The sequence below is a fragment of the Neorhizobium fuzhouense genome, assembly GCF_042611105.1.
GTDB classification, from domain to species: domain Bacteria; phylum Pseudomonadota; class Alphaproteobacteria; order Rhizobiales; family Rhizobiaceae; genus Neorhizobium; species Neorhizobium galegae_A.
Map to the genome: position 1 here is coordinate 191,976 of NZ_JBHFFP010000010.1, position 15,148 is coordinate 207,123.

Sequence of the window (15,148 nt, forward strand, 5' to 3'; positions counted from 1 at the left end):
CAATCGTCCCGCCACATCATTGAGAGGTTGTTCATACTGAATATCGGATAACCTTTGAGCGCCAGATTTTTTTATTGCGACGCACTATTTTATAGAAAACTTGAATACGGTTGTAGCAAATAAACCACAAAATTTGGTTAATTTTTTATTCTGACCATGGTTCTGCGCCCGTATGCGACCGTTAGGCAAAGACCTAGAAATAAAACCCACCATGTCGAAAAGCCGGGAATCTGGACCGAAAAGTCCGTTGCTGAATGGATCAAGACAAGAACGGTGGCACACGCGGCGGCAGCAACTATAGAGCGCTTTTTTCGGCGGCGTCGCAGTCCAACTCCGACCGCTCTTGCAAGCATAGCAATGAAAAACCCAGTTATCACGACAAATGGTAAACCCAGAGCCAGAAGCCCATCAAGATAGAAGTTGTGGGCCATTGGCCAATAGCCGTTAAGTCCACAGGCTGCGTCTCGATAGGCGGGGAATAAGACTGGAAAGGCGCCTGCTCCAGCGCCGACCAGCAGATGATCTCTGGTGGCCGCAAGGATGCCGGGTATGACGCAGACGCGTCCGTCATCCAGCCCCTGGACTTGCGCACGAAGCATCACGCGCCCGGCAAAGAAACCGACGACCACAATCGCGACAACGGCAAAGGCTGCCGCTTTAAGCAGTTGCTGGACAGATAAGCCTGTCCAGGCTTGTGAAATACCTGTCGACTGGTTGCCGTCAGTGCGGAAGAACACACTGAATGCGATCTGACCCATCAATGCAACCGTTGTCGCGAGAACGCCTCCGCGTGATTGTGTAAGCACAACAGCTGTGAGCGTCACGAGACAGAGCAGAAGCCAGCCGGCAGCTTCAAGCGGCGTCCAGCCGTCGCGCCGATAAAACAGATCGCTACCGGGGATAAGGCGCACGCGTAGGCCCTTGAGCTGGCAGATCATCGCCACCAGCGTCACGCCGTAGAACGTCGCCGCCGTGTTTCGGTTTACAAACGGTGCCGTCAGAGAGCCGAGATAATATTGTTTGTCTGTCAGCATCAAGGCTCTTGGGAATGCGATGAACTGGAGGATGGCGAAGGCCGCCATCAGGCCTCCTGCCACGCAGAACACGCGCAGCGCGCGTTCAATTTCTGTGTCCCGCCGAAAGAGGATCAGGACTGATAGGAGAGTGATCGCAGGGAGGCTTATCGGGCCGAGGGCGGCCAATGTGTCGGCCGGTGCAGGGGAAATGAACTCGGGTGAGGCAATACCTATATCCTGGAGAACCCGCCAGGCTGCATTTCCGGTCATGCCAGCCGGCAGCGGCATGGCCTGCATGATTGTCCAGGCCGCCACAAAAAGCCAGATGCACAAGATGCCGAGGAAGACGTTGCGCGTGGCCGGTGGAACGCCAAGCGTAAGATATCCGAGCATCAGCGAGACAGACATCAGCAATGTGCTGATACTGATCGCTTCCGGGTAAACTGCGCCATGGGAGAGATACACCACACAGAGTGCAGATACAAAAAATGCTATAGCGACATTGCGCGACCATTTCGCGGCAATGCTGTCTTCCTGGCGCTCAGAAGATGCGGCTGCAAGTTTATGTGGGGCATGCGCGTTTTGCCGAGCAGTCAAAACCGCCTCCGTTGTTCGTGGCAGGCCAGTCCCTACTCGAGGCGGCATCCACAAGTCTGGTAACACAACACATTACTTGTAAAAAGATGGAAACTGCCCAGCCCCCTTGTTTCTGAGGATGGCGTTCCATCGGTGTGGCCGCTGTTTGCTCATGACAAAAATGCAGGCGCTTAAAATTTGAGAGATTGACTTAAGCGCCCATCATTTTCGACCCGCTAGAACGAAAGCACAGGACTTGGCGCTACCGGCTTCGTCCACGTGCAACGGGATCGGCGATGAAGAATTTTATGCTTGCAGCCTTTGCTGCCGCCATGTTTGTCAGCAATGTTTCCCCCTCTTTCGCTGTGGGGCCCGCCGGTATGGCAGCCCCGGCGCCGCGGCAAAACGCGCATATTGTCTCGGCAAAGCCGACGCTTGCGCCCTATGCATTCGTCGCCTTCTGCGTGGCGCACGGTGAAGAATGCCGGGAGGAGGCAGAGCCTCGCAAGCTGGTCCTCACGCCTCTCTTGATGCGGGAATTGTTCAACGTCAATCTGCAGGTCAATCGGGAGATTACACCTCAAAGCGATGCGCCCGGACAGGATGAGTGGACCCTCAACGTGTCTCGCGGTGACTGCGAGGATTACGTTCTGACAAAGCGCAGCAGGCTGGCGAAGCTCGGATGGCCTGTCAACAAGCTGCGCGTTGCTGTCGCCATGACGCCGAACAGAGTTGGCCATGCGGTGCTCGTGGTCAGTGCAGAATCGGGAGATCTCGTGCTGGACAACCGCACCAATGAGATCCGCAACTGGCGCGATACCGACCTTGTCTGGCTGAAAATTCAGTCTGACTCAAATCCTCTTTTTTGGAATGACCTGCAGCGCACGAAATGAACAAGACCTTGTGGCGTTCGCCTTGCAATCTCGCTTGCAACAATCGGGCGATGCTGGCCGATCGGATGTAAAACACTCGGCAATCGACCGTGGGAGACATTCGCTTGCCTGTTTGTGATGAAGGTTTGACTTGACCATCGGCAAATGCTGATACACGTGAAGAGCACGCATGGTGTCTCCGATCGAATGACCAGTTGATATGTCTGATGGCAGCGTCCAAGAAGCTTCGAGATCTCCACCGCGGCCTCCGAAACGGTTGGGTCTTGCGCTCTGGCTGGGGTTGGTGACGAGTGTCACAATGGCCGTCGTTATGCTTGCCAATGACGGGAGAAACCTCAAGCTGGTGATGCACAGGATCGGAATCGAATATCCGACCCGCCCCTCTGATCCCGCAAGGCAAGAGATGCTGCAGACCATGCCTGCACCATTGAGATCCTGGCCCCTGGGTCTGCCCGCCGATGACAGGCGCGACCCGATGATCGATTTTCACCTGCCCGAGCAACTGTGCCTGAGCCTTGCCGTTGCAGATCAGGATCCGCCGGAGTTTTCCACCGAAAGCGGAGGTACATGGCAATGCGTGATGTACTGGGCTCTGTCGCGGGAGGCAGATGCGCCCTCGGTCTTCATCCAGATCCGGGGCAATGATGAGGGCGAGATCACGGCGTGGCGTGCCAAACTGAGTAAGGGACAGTCGGACGGTACAGCCATTGCACACCAGAGCCTGGAGATCTTGAGGAAGGCGCTGCAGCCCCTCGGCATGGACGAAGAACTGTTTTCCATGCTTGGAGAAAAAATCGATGGCTGGCAGGAATTTTATTATTATATGGGAAACCAGCGGCTGAGCTTTCGCCCTGAATTTAGTGATCCGAGCCGCTTCAATCTCCTGGCACAACGGCGCAGATTGCCTGCATTCGTCCCCTTGCCTGTCTCCGTTGTCCGCCATCGCCAAGACCAGGGCGAGACCTTGCGGGGCGCCGTTGATCCTAAGAAAAGCGTCAAGGGACCCCGTCCTTGATGGGCGCAAGAGAAGTACCACCTTTAGGATGGACCGCTACGCGATGTCCTTCGGATACAGCTTTGCAGAAATGACATGGCATGGCTTGCCAAAGCCAAGCATAATGCTGCCAAACTGGGCAGTGAGAGAATGCGCAAGAGAGAACTGATTTCTGTTCGAACAGCAGGTGGCATTTGAATTTCGTTCGCAAAATGGTGGACTGGATGAATGGGCGGGGAGAAGCGGCACGGCCGGCCGATCTGCGTCCTCGCATTGATCTCGGGCACAAGTCACCGGGCTACGCGATTTACGCCATTGGCGACGTGCACGGCTGCCTGAAGGAATTGCTGGAGGCGGAAGCGCGCATTGCGGCCGATATGGCAGCCAGCAACCTGCCGGGGCTTGTCGTGTTGCTCGGCGACTATGTCGACCGCGGCCCGGACTCCTCGGCGGTTTTGAGCCATCTGGCCAAGCCCAGCGCAGCCGGGCTGCGCCGGCTGGCCCTTTGCGGCAACCATGATGACATGTTCTTGAAATTCATCGAGGATCCGCGTTCCGTGCTGACCTGGCTTGATTTCGGCGGACGTGAAACGCTGATGTCCTATGGCATCGATATCGAGAATCTCCAGAAACGCGACAAGGTCGACGTGGTGGCGCTGAAGAGGCTCCTGGACGAGACAGTCCCGGCTGCCCATATCGACTTTCTGCGCAATATGCCAAGTGCGCTTCGGCTTGGCGAACATCTGTTCGTGCATGCGGGCGTCAGGCCCGGTCTTCCCCTCGAGGAGCAAAGCGAGGAGGATTTACTGTGGATCCGCGAGCCGTTTATTTCGCGCGGACCGCAGTTGCCGATGATCGTGGTACACGGTCACACGCCCGTACAAGAGCCCGATATCGGCCCTGGCCGCATCGGCATTGATACCTGCGCCTATGCAACAGGTCGGCTGACGGTTCTCAAGCTGTTCCAGGGTGAAACAAGCCTGATCGGCTAGCTTTTTCGGGCCAGTGTCGATGTGACCCGGATCGTCCAACGTGTGAGGGCGTTGCGGCGCCGCGCTTGCAAGCGCGACGCCGCCGAAGCATCAATCGGCTTTGCCGACACCATGGTAGGTAAAACCGTGGGCTTCCACCTCCGGCGCCCGGTAGACATTGCGCAGGTCAACGAAGACCGGAGCTGCCATGGACGATTTCAGGCGGGAAAGATCAAGCGCGCGGAACTGGTTCCATTCCGTGACCAGCACGACGGCGGAGGCGCCTTCTGCGGCCTGATAGGGTCCCGAGGCAAACTCGATATTGATCAGCTGGCGGGCGTTTTCCATGCCTTCTGGATCAAAACCCGAAACGATGGCACCGGAATCCTGCAGGGTCTGGGCAATGGCAATGGCCGGGCTGTCGCGCATGTCGTCCGTGTTCGGCTTGAAGGTCAGGCCGAGGAGCGCGATCTTCTTGCCGCGCACATCGCCGCCCAGCGCGGCGATGACACGCCGGCCCATGGCGCGCTTGCGATTGTCGTTGATGGCAATTGTGGTTTCGATCAGGCGAACGGGGCTGTCATGGTCCTGCGCCGTCTTGACGAGCGCCAGGGTGTCCTTCGGGAAGCATGAGCCGCCATAGCCCGGGCCCGCATGCAAGAACTTTGCGCCAATGCGCCCATCCAGACCGATGCCGCGCGACACATCCTGCACATCGGCGCCCACCCTTTCGCAAAGATCGGCGATCTCGTTGATGAAGGTGATCTTCATGGCAAGGAAGGCGTTTGCCGCATACTTGATCAGTTCAGACGTGCGCCGCCCGGTAAAGACCAGGGGTGACTGGTTGAGGTAAAGCGGGCGATAGACTTCCGTCATCACCGCGCGGGCACGATCGTCCGACAGGCCGATCACGATCCGGTCAGGACGCTTGAAGTCATCGATGGCGGCACCTTCGCGCAGGAATTCCGGGTTGGAGACCACGGCAAAATCCGCGTCCGGATTGGTTTCGCGAATGATGCGCTCCACCTCGTCACCGGTGCCAACCGGAACGGTGGACTTGGTCACGACAACCGTAAAACCCTTGATAGACTGGGCAATTTCAGCGGCTGCTGCATAGACATAGCTCAAGTCGGCATGGCCGTCGCCACGTCGCGAGGGTGTTCCAACCGCAATGAATACGACGTCGGCGGCTTCGACCGCTGGGCCGAGATCGGTCGTGAAGGACAGCCGTCCGGCGGCCTTGTTATTGCCGACGAGGAGATCGAGGCCAGGCTCATAGATCGGCATCACACCCTTGTTCAGGGCGGTGATCTTTTCCTCGGCCTTGTCGACGCAGACGACCTCATGGCCGAAGTCTGCAAAACAGGCGCCCGAAACAAGGCCCACGTAACCGGAACCAACCATGACTATTCGCATATACTATTCCTCATCAAGACGGATTTCCCCAAACTGTCGCGGCTATCCCTCAGGCCGCTGGCCAACATTCAGGCTCAATTGCAGGTGATTGCCGATGCAGTCTTCGTCCCCGATTATCAGACTTATGTGCTAGCGTCCGAATTCATCCTCGATCCGCACGATGTCATCCTCGCCAAGATAAGAGCCGCTCTGGACCTCGACCATTTCGAGAAGGATCTTGCCGGGATTGTGAAGCCGGTGCAGTTCACCTTGTGGTATATAGATGGATTCGTTTTCGCGCAAAAGCTTGACCTCGCTACCCACGGTCACTTCGGCGACCCCCTTCACACAGACCCAATGTTCTGCCCGATGATGATGACGTTGCAGCGACAGTTTCTTGCCCGGCAAGACGAACAGGCGCTTCACCTGAAAGCGGTCGCCCTGGAGCAGGGACGTGTAGCCCCCCCAGGGACGGTAGGATGTCGGATGGGTTTCCGTCAAGCTGCTGGTTGCCGCGGCGGCCGCCAGATGCTTGACCAGCTTGCCGACCTCCTGGCTGTCTTCCAGACGGCCGACATAAACCGCATCTTCGCTGGCAATGATGGCAACATCTTTCAGGCCCTGGACCGCGAGATGGCTGGAGCGCGAGATCACCAGCGAATTTTCCGTGTTGATCACCGTCGCATTGCCGAGCACCACATTGCCGCCTTCGTCCTTTTCGCCGAGCTTCCAGACAGCATCCCAGCTTCCAAGATCCGACCATGCAAAGCTTGACGGCACGACGGCCGCATTGGTGGTTTTTTCCATGACGGCATAGTCGATGGAGATGTCCGGGCTTGCGGCAAAGCTTTTGGGGTCGAGGCGGATGAAATCCAGGTCGCGATGCGCCTTCTCGACAGCGGCCAGCGCCTGCTCCAGAACGCCGGGCGCAAATTCCTTCAACTCGCCAAGGAGAAGATCGACCCGGCACATGAAGATGCCGGAATTCCAGTAGAAGCCGCCGGCGGCAAGCATCTGCTCGGCCTTGTCCAGGGGCGGCTTTTCCACGAACCGCTTGACGGCACGGGCGCCTGTTTCCAGCATTTCCCCGGCTTCGATATAGCCGTATCCGGTGGCAGGTTCGGTCGGTGTGATGCCGAAGGTGACGACCTTGCCAGAGAGGGCCGTGCGATGCGCCAACCGAATGGCTTCCAGGTAGGCCTCGCCCGCGTCGATCTCGTGGTCGGAGGCCAGCAGTTGCAGGACGGCTTCCGTGCCGAACCGTTCGCCGAGAAATGCGCAGGCTGCGGCAATGGCGGGCGCCGTATTGCGCGCCACCGGCTCCAAGAGGATGCCGGACAGGTCAAGCCCCACTTCGCGCGCCTGTTCGGCGACCAGAAAACGAAAATCCTGATTGGTGATGACCACCGGTGCTTCGTAGATCGTGCGGTCGGCCACGCGCTCCAGCGTCAGCTGGAAAAGCGTACGCTCCCCGGTCACCTTGATGAATTGCTTCGGAGCGCTGGACCGGGAAAGGGGCCACAGCCGCGTGCCCTTTCCGCCAGCCATGATGACGGGAATGATTTTCTGGCTCATGTCGGTCTCCGGCCATGCGAGGGGAAAGTTGACCCGGCCGGACGGCCAGATCGCGGGAGGCGGCAAAATTGGCCTATCGGGGTAGACACTGCAAGCCCTAGTCGCCGCCTTGAAATTGGAAATTGACGCCAGCGCCCGGCGCTTGTGCGCACGCGCGGCCCCGCCTGGAGGCGACAATATCGCTTGCGTACGCGATATCGATCCCCGACCATCATGTCGGGGGGATTTGTACCATCAGCGTGGGACATGGCCGACGCCTTGTGCGCTTCAGAAACCTTGGCCGCCGGTCAATTCCGAGCGCATGGTGCCGATAATGATCTTGAGGTCGAGCCACATGGAAAAATTTTCGACGTAATAAAGGTCGCAGGCAATGCGGGCTCGCGCCTTGGAGGGGCGATCGGTCGGACCCCGCAGGCCGCGCATCTGTGCAAGGCCTGTGATGCCGGGCTTCATGAGATGGCGGCGATGATATTCGCGCACCAGTTCCTCATAGGGCATGCCGGCCGCCAGCATGCCGATGGCATGGCAACGAGGGCCCACAAGTGACATTTCGCCCTTCAGAACGTTCAGCAATTGCGGGAGCTCGTCAATGTTCGTGCGCCGAATAATCCGTCCGATCCGCGTGACGCGCGGATCGTCTTTTACCGTTTGAGCAATGCCAGTCGGGTCGCCGCGATCGGTATACATGGAGCGAAACTTGTACACGCGGATCGGCTTACAGCCCTGACCCCAGCGCGTCTGGGTAAAGAGGACCGGCCCCTTGCTCTCAAGGCGAATGATCAGCGCTACCAAGAGCAGCAGCGGAGCCAAGACGATGAGGGCCGCCAGAGACGCTGAAATATCAAGCCATCTTTTCATAGCCAAATGAAGCGCCCGATTGGCGGGCGACCTGCTTTCGAAGCGACCTTCGAAGGCCGCATCCCCCGGCAGAGACCAGAGCGAAGGCACGTGATCAAAGCCCACAAGAGCATCGTCCTTGTGCATATCAGTCGCCGCCACTGAAACACCCCACTCAATATTGAAAAGGAAATAAACTTCGGATTTCAATACTTCATATTCCGGATCCTATTCAGTGTCACCAATTAATTTAAGGTCTCGTAAAACATGTTTTCCAGCAAGAGGAAATGTGTGGCAATTTCGGTACAGCGATTTACATGGCGTGTGCGGTGCAGCGAAATAAAAGTTGCGGACGGGCAGGTTGCAACGAATCTTGAATTTCACCCAGGATCTGCGCGAGGATCAGGCCGGCCGGCGGGGAGCGAAATCTTTGCCTCGCCGACGGGCGAGGCGGGAGCGCGTGCCGCGTGCTGGCGGGTGAAGAGACAAAGGCCGGCCCTCTTTTTGCCACGGGACTGGATCAATCGTGGACCATATGCGTTGAAGGACCGATGCCGTCGGAGGTTCATGAACCATCCGGGGGCCAAGAACAAAGGAATTGGAGTACAGGGATGAAAAATACTGTTGCCGTAGCATTGGCTGCCGTCACCATCATGCAGGGGGCAGGAGCCGCGTTCGCTGCTGACGCCATCCGCTACCGCGATCGCGCGCCGGAGTATAGCGAAGGCGAGCGCGGTGGCGTTCGGATCGGTTATCTCGATTGCGCCATCGAAGGCGGTGTCGGTTATGTGCTGGGCTCTGCCAAGGCCGCAACGTGCTCGTTTACCTCGACCATGGGCGGAGAGCCGGTCGAGCAGTATACCGGCACGATCCGCAAAATGGGCGTCGATCTCGGCTTTACCACCAAGAGCCGCCTGATCTGGGCAGTGTTTGCGCCGACGGCCGGCTATCATCCCGGCTCGCTTGCCGGCCTTTACCAGGGGATCTCCGCGGAAGCGACCGTCGTCGCTGGCGTCGGCGCCAATGTTCTGGTCGGCGGCACGTCCGGCTCGATCCATCTGCAGACGGTGAGCGTCACCGGCCAGCTCGGCCTGAACGTCGCTGCAACCGGTACTTCGGTCACGCTGACCCCGGCCTCCTGAGCAAGGTCGTATCCGCGGCCTTACTTTATATAATAAGAGATATAGACGGCAGGCAGAGCACGGCCTGCCGTTTTTCGTATCCGCTGCCTGCTGCGTGTCGCTTGAAGTAGTTTGAAGAGGTCGCTCTTCAGCGCCGGCTTTCCCGCCTGCACCAGTTCGCCGCCTGTTCGATGCCGCCGAGCGGAAACATGTGGATGCGCTCGATGAGGCTTTCAGGATTAATCCGCTTGTAGCGGTCGAGGGCGGCCACCAGGTCGGTCGGCTCGTAGGGCACGAGCAGGCGGGTGACGTCCAGCGCGCGTTTCTGCAGGATTTTCAGCGAAGGCCCGACGCCACAGGAGATCGCATATTTGATCAGCGTCTGGATCTTGGCGGGTCCTGCGATCCCGACATGAATCGGCAGCGTCACGCCCAGCGCTGCAATGCGTTCAGCCCACGAAATCACGCTTGCCGCATCGAAGGCAAATTGCGTGGTGATCGCGATGCGCGCATCAGTGCGCTCGCCATAGGCCTGCTTGGCAAGCAGGGCAGCATCGATGCCGGCGGTCGAGCCGTCGCCGTCGATGTCGCGATTGCCCTCCGGATGCCCGGCCACATGCAGGTCGGTAAACCCCATGGCGTCGAAGAGGCCGGTTTCGATCAGGTCGAGTGAACTGGTCAGGTTGCCGCGTGGGCTGGAATTGCCGCCGGCCAGAAGCAGGGCCTGGCGGACATCGGCCTCGTGGCGATAGCGCAGGAGAAGGTCTTCCAATTCCGCCCGGTTCGACAGCGAGCGGGCCGGGATGTGCGGCATCACCGGAAAGCCTTCGCGGTTCAGCCTCCGGGCGGTTGCCACCATGTCCTCTGCCGGCGTGCCATCGATATGGGCGATGTAGATGCGGGTGCCGTGCGGCAGAAGCGCGCGAAAATCGGTGATCTTGGCGGCCGTGCGCGGCATGACCTCGATCGACCAGTGATCCAGGAGGTGCGGCGCCCGGCTTTGCCCCTCCGACCCGGCACCGTCCTGCTGGTTGATGTGCATATCCATCCTCATCCTCCATGGCTCCCGGACAAAATGTATACATGAAATTTGAAGGCGGTAAATCTGGATCTCGTGCCATTGCCTAAAATGGCCGATCCTGCGGTCCATTTCGACGTTCGCACGTGGTTCTCTGCTGCCGATGAGGAAAGTGATGTATTCATGACTTGCGGTCTCTGCCGGCTTCTGTCAGTCTCAGCCTTGGAGGAAGGGTGCTGAGGCATCCGTTTTCGAAAGGTCGGCTCCCCGAAAAGGGTGTGCCGCTTTGCATGCATAGTGTCTTGGGAGGGACGTTTATGAATGCGTTTGGGAGGCGCTGTGCGCCGCTGCGTATCGTGAGGCGAGAGGCCGCCTGCGGGGTTTTCCCATGAGCGAGCCATGTTTCGATGTCGCGCATCTGGGTCATGTCGAGCTTTATAGCGATCGTTTCGAGGAAAGCCTCGCCTTTTTCACCCAGGTCTATGGCCTGACGGCGACATTTTCGGATGAAAGCACCGCCTATCTCAGGGCCTTCGACGATTACGAGTTTCACACGCTGAAGCTTACCCGCCACCACACCACCGGCATCGGTCATGTCGCCTATCGCACGACGTCGAAGGAAGCACTCGATCGGCGCGTCAAGGTGATCGAGGCCATGGGGTGCGGTATCGGCTGGGTCGAGGGCGACGAGGGCCATGGCCGCGCCTACCGGTTCCGCGATCCGGACAACCATATCTTCGAGCTTTACTGGGATACGCGCGTCTATGAGGCGCCGCCCGCCGAAAAACCGGCGCTGAAGAACATCGCCCAGCGTTATCACGGCCGCGGTGCCTCGCCGCGCCGGCTCGATCACCTCAACCTTCTGGCAAGCGATGTCCGCCAGATCCGGGATTTCATGGTGGAGGCGCTTGGCAGCCGGGTGACGGAGCAGATCCTTCTCGACAATGGCCGGTTGGGCGGCTGCTGGTTCACCGTCAACAACAAGACCTATGACATTGCCTATTCGGAAGACCATACAGGCGCGACCGGCCGCTTCCACCACGTCACCTATGCCGTCGACCAGCGCGAGGACATTTTGCGCGCCGCCGACATCTTTCTGGAAAACGGCGTCCATATCGAGACAGGACCGCACAAGCACGCCATCCAGGGCACCTTCTTTCTCTATGTCTGGGAGCCCGCCGGCAACCGGGTGGAGCTGGCCAATGCCGGGGCGCGCCTCATCCTGCGGCCGGACTGGCCGACCGTCACCTGGACGGAGACCGAGCGCAAGAAAGGTCAGGCCTGGGGCCTGAAGACCATCGAAACCTTTCATACGCACGGGACGCCGCCCGTTGCGCCTGTTCAGAAAGCCAAGGAGTAGATCCATGACGAAAACCGCTTTGGTCATCAGTGCCCATTCGGCCGATTTCGTCTGGCGCTGCGGCGGCGCGATCGCGCTGCATGCGCAGAAAGGCTATGCCGTCACCGTTGTCTGCCTGTCCTATGGCGAGCGCGGCGAAAGCGCCAAACTCTGGAAGCTGCCGGATATGGACCTGGAAAAGGTGAAGGCCGCGCGCCGCACCGAGGCTGAAAATGCCGCCCGGGCGCTCGATGTCCACGACATCCAGTTCTTCGATCTCGGCGATTATCCGCTGGTCGTGGATCGGGACGCGCGCGACCGGCTGGTGGACGTGATCCGCGCCGTAGAGCCGGACTTCATGCTCTCCCACTCGAAATGGGACCCCTACAATACCGACCACATGTATGCGACGCAGGTGGCGCTGGAAGCCCGCATGATTGCGCAGGCCTGGGGCCACAAGCCGGGCGGAAAGGTGCTGGGGGCACCGCAGCTTTATCTGTTCGAGCCGCACCAGACCGAGCAGATGGAATGGAAGCCGGATGTCTTCCTGGATATTTCGCCGGTCTGGGAGAAGAAATGGGCGGCCATCCAGTGCATGGAGGGCCAGGAACATCTCTGGCATTATTATAAGAACGTCGCGGAAAACCGCGCCAACCATTTCATGCGCAATTCCGGCGGTCAGTCGGGCGGGCGCAAGGCAAGCCATGCGGAAGGCTTCCAGTCGGTCTTTCCACGCACGGTGGACGAACTCTGATGGCCGTCGTCGTCCAGAATATTTTCCGCGCCGATCCCGCCGTCATCGAAAGGCTTGCCGGTGCCGGCGTGGCCACGGTGCATGAGGCGCAAGGGCGAACCGGCTTGCTGCAAAGCCATCTGCGGCCCATCCAGCAGGGTGCCCGCATTGCCGGCAGCGCGGTGACGATTTCCGCGCCGCCCGGCGATAACTGGATGCTGCATGTGGCCATTGAGCAGGTGCGGCCGGGCGACATTCTGGTGCTGTCGCCGACCAGTCCCTGCGAGGACGGCTATTTCGGCGATCTGCTGGCCACCTCCGCGCAGGCGCGTGGCTGCCGGGGGCTTATCATCGAGGCCGGCGTGCGCGATGTGGCGGATCTGCGGGCCATGGGCTTTTACGTCTGGTCAAAGGCTGTCTTTGCGCAAGGCACGGTGAAGGAGACGCTGGGATCGGTCAATGTGCCGATCGTCTGCGGCGGCGCGCGGATCGAGGCAGGCGATGTGATCGTCGCCGATGATGACGGGATCTGTGTCGTCCCCTCGGCAAAGGCGGCCGAGGTGGCCGACAAGGCGGACGCCCGCATTGCGCTCGAAGAGGCCAAGCGGGTGCGCCTTGCCGCCGGCGAACTCGGCCTCGATATCTATGCCATGCGCGCGCGGCTGGCGGAGAAGGGGCTCAAATATGTCTGAGCCCACAGGCTTGCCACCGGTTGCTGCGGCCGAGAGGGCAGGGGCGCTGGCAGACGGCGTGCGGTGCATGTGGATGCGCGGCGGCACCTCCAAGGGCGGCTATTTCGTCGCTGAAGACCTTCCGGCAGACCGCGACGGTTTTCTGTTGCGCGCCCTCGGCTCTCCCGATCCGCGCCAGATCGACGGCATGGGCGGCGCCGATCCGCTCACTTCCAAGGTCGCGGTCGTCAGGCGCTCGCCGCGGCCGGATGCGGATGTCGACTATCTCTTCCTGCAGGTCTTCGTCGATCAGCCGATCGTCAGCGACGGCCAGAACTGTGGTAACATTTTAGCGGGGGTCGGGCCGTTTGCGATCGAGCGCGGACTGGTGGCGGCCGGGGAGGGGGAAACGCCGGTGCGGATCTTCATGGAGAACACCGGCCAGATTGCCATCGCCCGTGTCCCGACGCCGGGTGGTCGCGTCACGTATCGCGGCGAGGCGCGCATTGATGGCGTGCCGGGCACGGCCGCTGCCATTCCGATTACCTTTGCCCATACGGCAGGCTCCAGCTGTGGCGCGCTTTTGCCCACAGGCCATGCAGTGGATGTGATCGAGGGCATTGCCTGCACGCTGATCGACAACGGCATGCCCTGCGTGGTCATGAACGCCGCCGATCTCGATCTGTCGAGTGCGGAAACGCCCGAGGCTCTGGAAGCCGATGCGGGCCTGCGGGCACGGCTCGAAGCCATCCGCCTGAAGGCCGGACCGCTGATGAACCTCGGGGATGTGGCCAGAAAATCAGTGCCGAAGATGACGATGGTCTCGGCGGCAAAAAACGGCGGGGCGATTTCGACGCGCACCTTCATCCCGCATCGCTGCCATGATGCCATCGGCGTGCTCGGAGCCGTCAGTGTCGCGACGGCCTGCCTTCTGCCCGACGGTCCGGCCCAGGCGCTCGCCCGGCTGCCCGAAGGGGAGGCAAAGCTCATCTCGGTGGAGCATCCAACCGGTGAGATGAGCGTGCTGGTGACGCTTGAAAACGGCCTGGTGCGGGATGCGGCCGTGCTGCGCACGGCGCGAAAACTGTTCGACGGGTGGATTTTTGCATGAGGCACGGCGGCAAGCGCCGTCTGTGCGACGGGGAGATCAATGAGCGCCTATATCCTGACCTTGCGCTGCGATAACCGCAGCGGCATCGTGGCCGCCGTGGCGGCAAGGCTTGCCAGCCATGGCGGCGATATCACAGAAGCGCACCAGTTCGATGATCCGGAAACCGGGCTGTTCTTCATGCGGGTAGCGTTCCGGCTGGAGGCGGGGCCGGATGTGGTGCGCTCAGCCTTGGCCGAAGAGATCGAGCGCTTTGGCCTGGAGATCACGCTGCGACCGGCTGGGCAGAAGCGCAAGGTGCTGCTGCTCGTCTCGAAATTCGATCATTGCCTCGGCGACCTGCTCTACCGGGCGCGCATCGGGGAACTGCCGCTGGAGCCGGTCGCCATTGTCGGCAATCATCCGCGCGAGGCGCTGAACCTGACGCTGATCGGCGCCATTCCCTATCACCATCTGCCGGTCACGCGGGACAACAAGCCGCAGCAGGAGGCCGCCATCCGCGATCTGGTGGAGGAAACCGGGGCGGAGCTTGTGGTTCTCGCGCGCTACATGCAGATCCTGTCGGACGAGTTTTCCGCCTGGCTTGCCGGCCGCTGCATCAATATCCACCACAGTTTCCTGCCGGGTTTCAAGGGCGCAAAACCCTATCATCAGGCGCATGCGCGCGGGGTGAAGATGATCGGCGCCACGGCCCATTATGTCACCGGCGATCTCGATGAAGGGCCGATCATCTGCCAGGATGTCGAGCCCGTCAGCCATGCCGACACGCCGGACGACCTCGTGCGCAAGGGCCGCGACATCGAGCGGCGCGTGCTGGCCCGCGCCGTCACCTTCCATCTGGAGGATCGCGTGCTGATCAACCGGCACAAGACGGTGGTGTTTGCGAAATAGGAGGAGGGGC

Annotated in this window: 14 protein-coding genes; 9 read left to right on the forward strand and 5 right to left on the reverse strand. The window is 60.2% G+C overall.

Going from position 1 to position 15,148, the window contains the following annotated elements; translation table 11 throughout:
• Positions 1-137 precede the first annotated feature (137 nt).
• The gene (locus tag ACEXP3_RS18105; protein ID WP_377298493.1) at positions 138-1,613 is read right to left on the reverse strand and encodes an O-antigen ligase family protein; all 1,476 of its coding nucleotides are present in this window, start codon (positions 1,611-1,613) and stop codon (positions 138-140) included.
• Between the two features lie 275 nt (positions 1,614-1,888).
• Here ACEXP3_RS18105 and ACEXP3_RS18110 point away from each other — a divergent pair, with 275 nt between their 5' ends.
• The 3 genes from ACEXP3_RS18110 to ACEXP3_RS18120 all read left to right on the forward strand — a co-directional run bounded on the left by ACEXP3_RS18110 (position 1,889) and on the right by ACEXP3_RS18120 (position 4,471).
• Entirely contained in the window at positions 1,889-2,485 is a 597-nt protein-coding gene (locus ACEXP3_RS18110) for a transglutaminase-like cysteine peptidase (protein WP_377298494.1), read from the forward strand.
• Positions 2,486-2,684: 199 nt separating this feature from the next.
• The gene (locus ACEXP3_RS18115) at positions 2,685-3,500 is read left to right on the forward strand and encodes a DUF6030 family protein (protein ID WP_377298495.1); all 816 of its coding nucleotides are present in this window, start codon (positions 2,685-2,687) and stop codon (positions 3,498-3,500) included.
• A gap of 173 nt (positions 3,501-3,673) precedes the next feature.
• Positions 3,674-4,471: a metallophosphoesterase family protein gene (locus tag ACEXP3_RS18120; RefSeq protein ID WP_377298496.1), complete on the forward strand. Its 798-nt coding sequence runs from the start codon at positions 3,674-3,676 to the stop codon at positions 4,469-4,471.
• 90 nt (positions 4,472-4,561) lie between these two features.
• Here the strand turns inward: ACEXP3_RS18120 and ACEXP3_RS18125 are convergent, their stop codons facing one another.
• The 3 genes from ACEXP3_RS18125 to ACEXP3_RS18135 all read right to left on the reverse strand — a co-directional run bounded on the left by ACEXP3_RS18125 (position 4,562) and on the right by ACEXP3_RS18135 (position 8,467).
• Positions 4,562-5,866, reverse strand: coding sequence for a UDP-glucose dehydrogenase family protein (locus tag ACEXP3_RS18125; RefSeq protein ID WP_377298497.1), 1,305 nt, complete (start codon positions 5,864-5,866; stop codon positions 4,562-4,564).
• A gap of 129 nt (positions 5,867-5,995) precedes the next feature.
• Positions 5,996-7,420 carry a mannose-1-phosphate guanylyltransferase/mannose-6-phosphate isomerase gene (locus ACEXP3_RS18130; protein ID WP_377298498.1) on the reverse strand — a complete coding sequence of 475 codons (1,425 nt, stop codon included), beginning with the start codon at positions 7,418-7,420 and terminating at the stop codon, positions 5,996-5,998.
• 267 nt (positions 7,421-7,687) lie between these two features.
• On the reverse strand, positions 7,688-8,467 hold the full coding sequence (locus ACEXP3_RS18135) for a sugar transferase (protein ID WP_377298499.1): 780 nt from the start codon (positions 8,465-8,467) through the stop codon (positions 7,688-7,690).
• Positions 8,468-8,868: 401 nt separating this feature from the next.
• On the opposite strand from ACEXP3_RS18135, the gene ACEXP3_RS18140 reads away from it, so the two are divergent.
• Positions 8,869-9,399, forward strand: coding sequence for a DUF992 domain-containing protein (locus ACEXP3_RS18140; RefSeq protein WP_377298500.1), 531 nt, complete (start codon positions 8,869-8,871; stop codon positions 9,397-9,399).
• A 127-nt stretch (positions 9,400-9,526) separates the two neighbouring features.
• On the opposite strand, the gene ACEXP3_RS18145 is transcribed toward ACEXP3_RS18140, so the two are convergent.
• Positions 9,527-10,426: a methylenetetrahydrofolate reductase gene (locus ACEXP3_RS18145; protein ID WP_377298501.1), complete on the reverse strand. Its 900-nt coding sequence runs from the start codon at positions 10,424-10,426 to the stop codon at positions 9,527-9,529.
• 358 nt (positions 10,427-10,784) lie between these two features.
• Here ACEXP3_RS18145 and ACEXP3_RS18150 point away from each other — a divergent pair, with 358 nt between their 5' ends.
• Genes ACEXP3_RS18150 through purU form a run of 5 tightly spaced genes read left to right on the forward strand, consistent with a single transcriptional unit; the run spans position 10,785 to position 15,138 of the window.
• Positions 10,785-11,756, forward strand: a complete 972-nt coding sequence (locus ACEXP3_RS18150; RefSeq protein ID WP_377298502.1) for a VOC family protein — start codon at positions 10,785-10,787, stop codon at positions 11,754-11,756.
• Positions 11,757-11,760: 4 nt separating this feature from the next.
• Positions 11,761-12,489 (forward strand): PIG-L deacetylase family protein, encoded by a 729-nt coding sequence (locus tag ACEXP3_RS18155; RefSeq protein WP_377298503.1) that lies wholly within the window; start codon positions 11,761-11,763, stop codon positions 12,487-12,489.
• A complete protein-coding gene (locus ACEXP3_RS18160; protein ID WP_377298504.1) occupies positions 12,489-13,160 on the forward strand; it encodes a 4-carboxy-4-hydroxy-2-oxoadipate aldolase/oxaloacetate decarboxylase in 672 nt (223 codons plus the stop codon). The genes ACEXP3_RS18155 and ACEXP3_RS18160 overlap by 1 nt, the downstream gene beginning before the upstream one ends.
• Positions 13,153-14,250: a 4-oxalomesaconate tautomerase gene (locus tag ACEXP3_RS18165; protein ID WP_377298505.1), complete on the forward strand. Its 1,098-nt coding sequence runs from the start codon at positions 13,153-13,155 to the stop codon at positions 14,248-14,250. Before ACEXP3_RS18160 ends, ACEXP3_RS18165 begins: the two co-directional genes overlap by 8 nt.
• A gap of 39 nt (positions 14,251-14,289) precedes the next feature.
• Positions 14,290-15,138, forward strand: a complete 849-nt coding sequence (purU, locus tag ACEXP3_RS18170) for a formyltetrahydrofolate deformylase (RefSeq protein ID WP_377298506.1) — start codon at positions 14,290-14,292, stop codon at positions 15,136-15,138.
• Positions 15,139-15,148 lie beyond the last annotated feature (10 nt).

Coding starts and splice junctions, on each gene's coding strand:
- ACEXP3_RS18110 (WP_377298494.1), top strand. CDS start 1,889: ATGAAGAATTTTATGCTTGCAGCCTTTGCTGCCGCCATGTTTGTCAGC.
- ACEXP3_RS18115 (WP_377298495.1), top strand. CDS start 2,685: ATGTCTGATGGCAGCGTCCAAGAAGCTTCGAGATCTCCACCGCGGCCT.
- ACEXP3_RS18125 (WP_377298497.1), bottom strand. CDS start 5,866: ATGCGAATAGTCATGGTTGGTTCCGGTTACGTGGGCCTTGTTTCGGGC.
- ACEXP3_RS18130 (WP_377298498.1), bottom strand. CDS start 7,420: ATGAGCCAGAAAATCATTCCCGTCATCATGGCTGGCGGAAAGGGCACG.
- ACEXP3_RS18140 (WP_377298500.1), top strand. CDS start 8,869: ATGAAAAATACTGTTGCCGTAGCATTGGCTGCCGTCACCATCATGCAG.
- ACEXP3_RS18145 (WP_377298501.1), bottom strand. CDS start 10,426: ATGGATATGCACATCAACCAGCAGGACGGTGCCGGGTCGGAGGGGCAA.
- ACEXP3_RS18150 (WP_377298502.1), top strand. CDS start 10,785: ATGAGCGAGCCATGTTTCGATGTCGCGCATCTGGGTCATGTCGAGCTT.
- ACEXP3_RS18155 (WP_377298503.1), top strand. CDS start 11,761: ATGACGAAAACCGCTTTGGTCATCAGTGCCCATTCGGCCGATTTCGTC.
- ACEXP3_RS18160 (WP_377298504.1), top strand. CDS start 12,489: ATGGCCGTCGTCGTCCAGAATATTTTCCGCGCCGATCCCGCCGTCATC.
- ACEXP3_RS18165 (WP_377298505.1), top strand. CDS start 13,153: ATGTCTGAGCCCACAGGCTTGCCACCGGTTGCTGCGGCCGAGAGGGCA.
- purU (WP_377298506.1), top strand. CDS start 14,290: ATGAGCGCCTATATCCTGACCTTGCGCTGCGATAACCGCAGCGGCATC.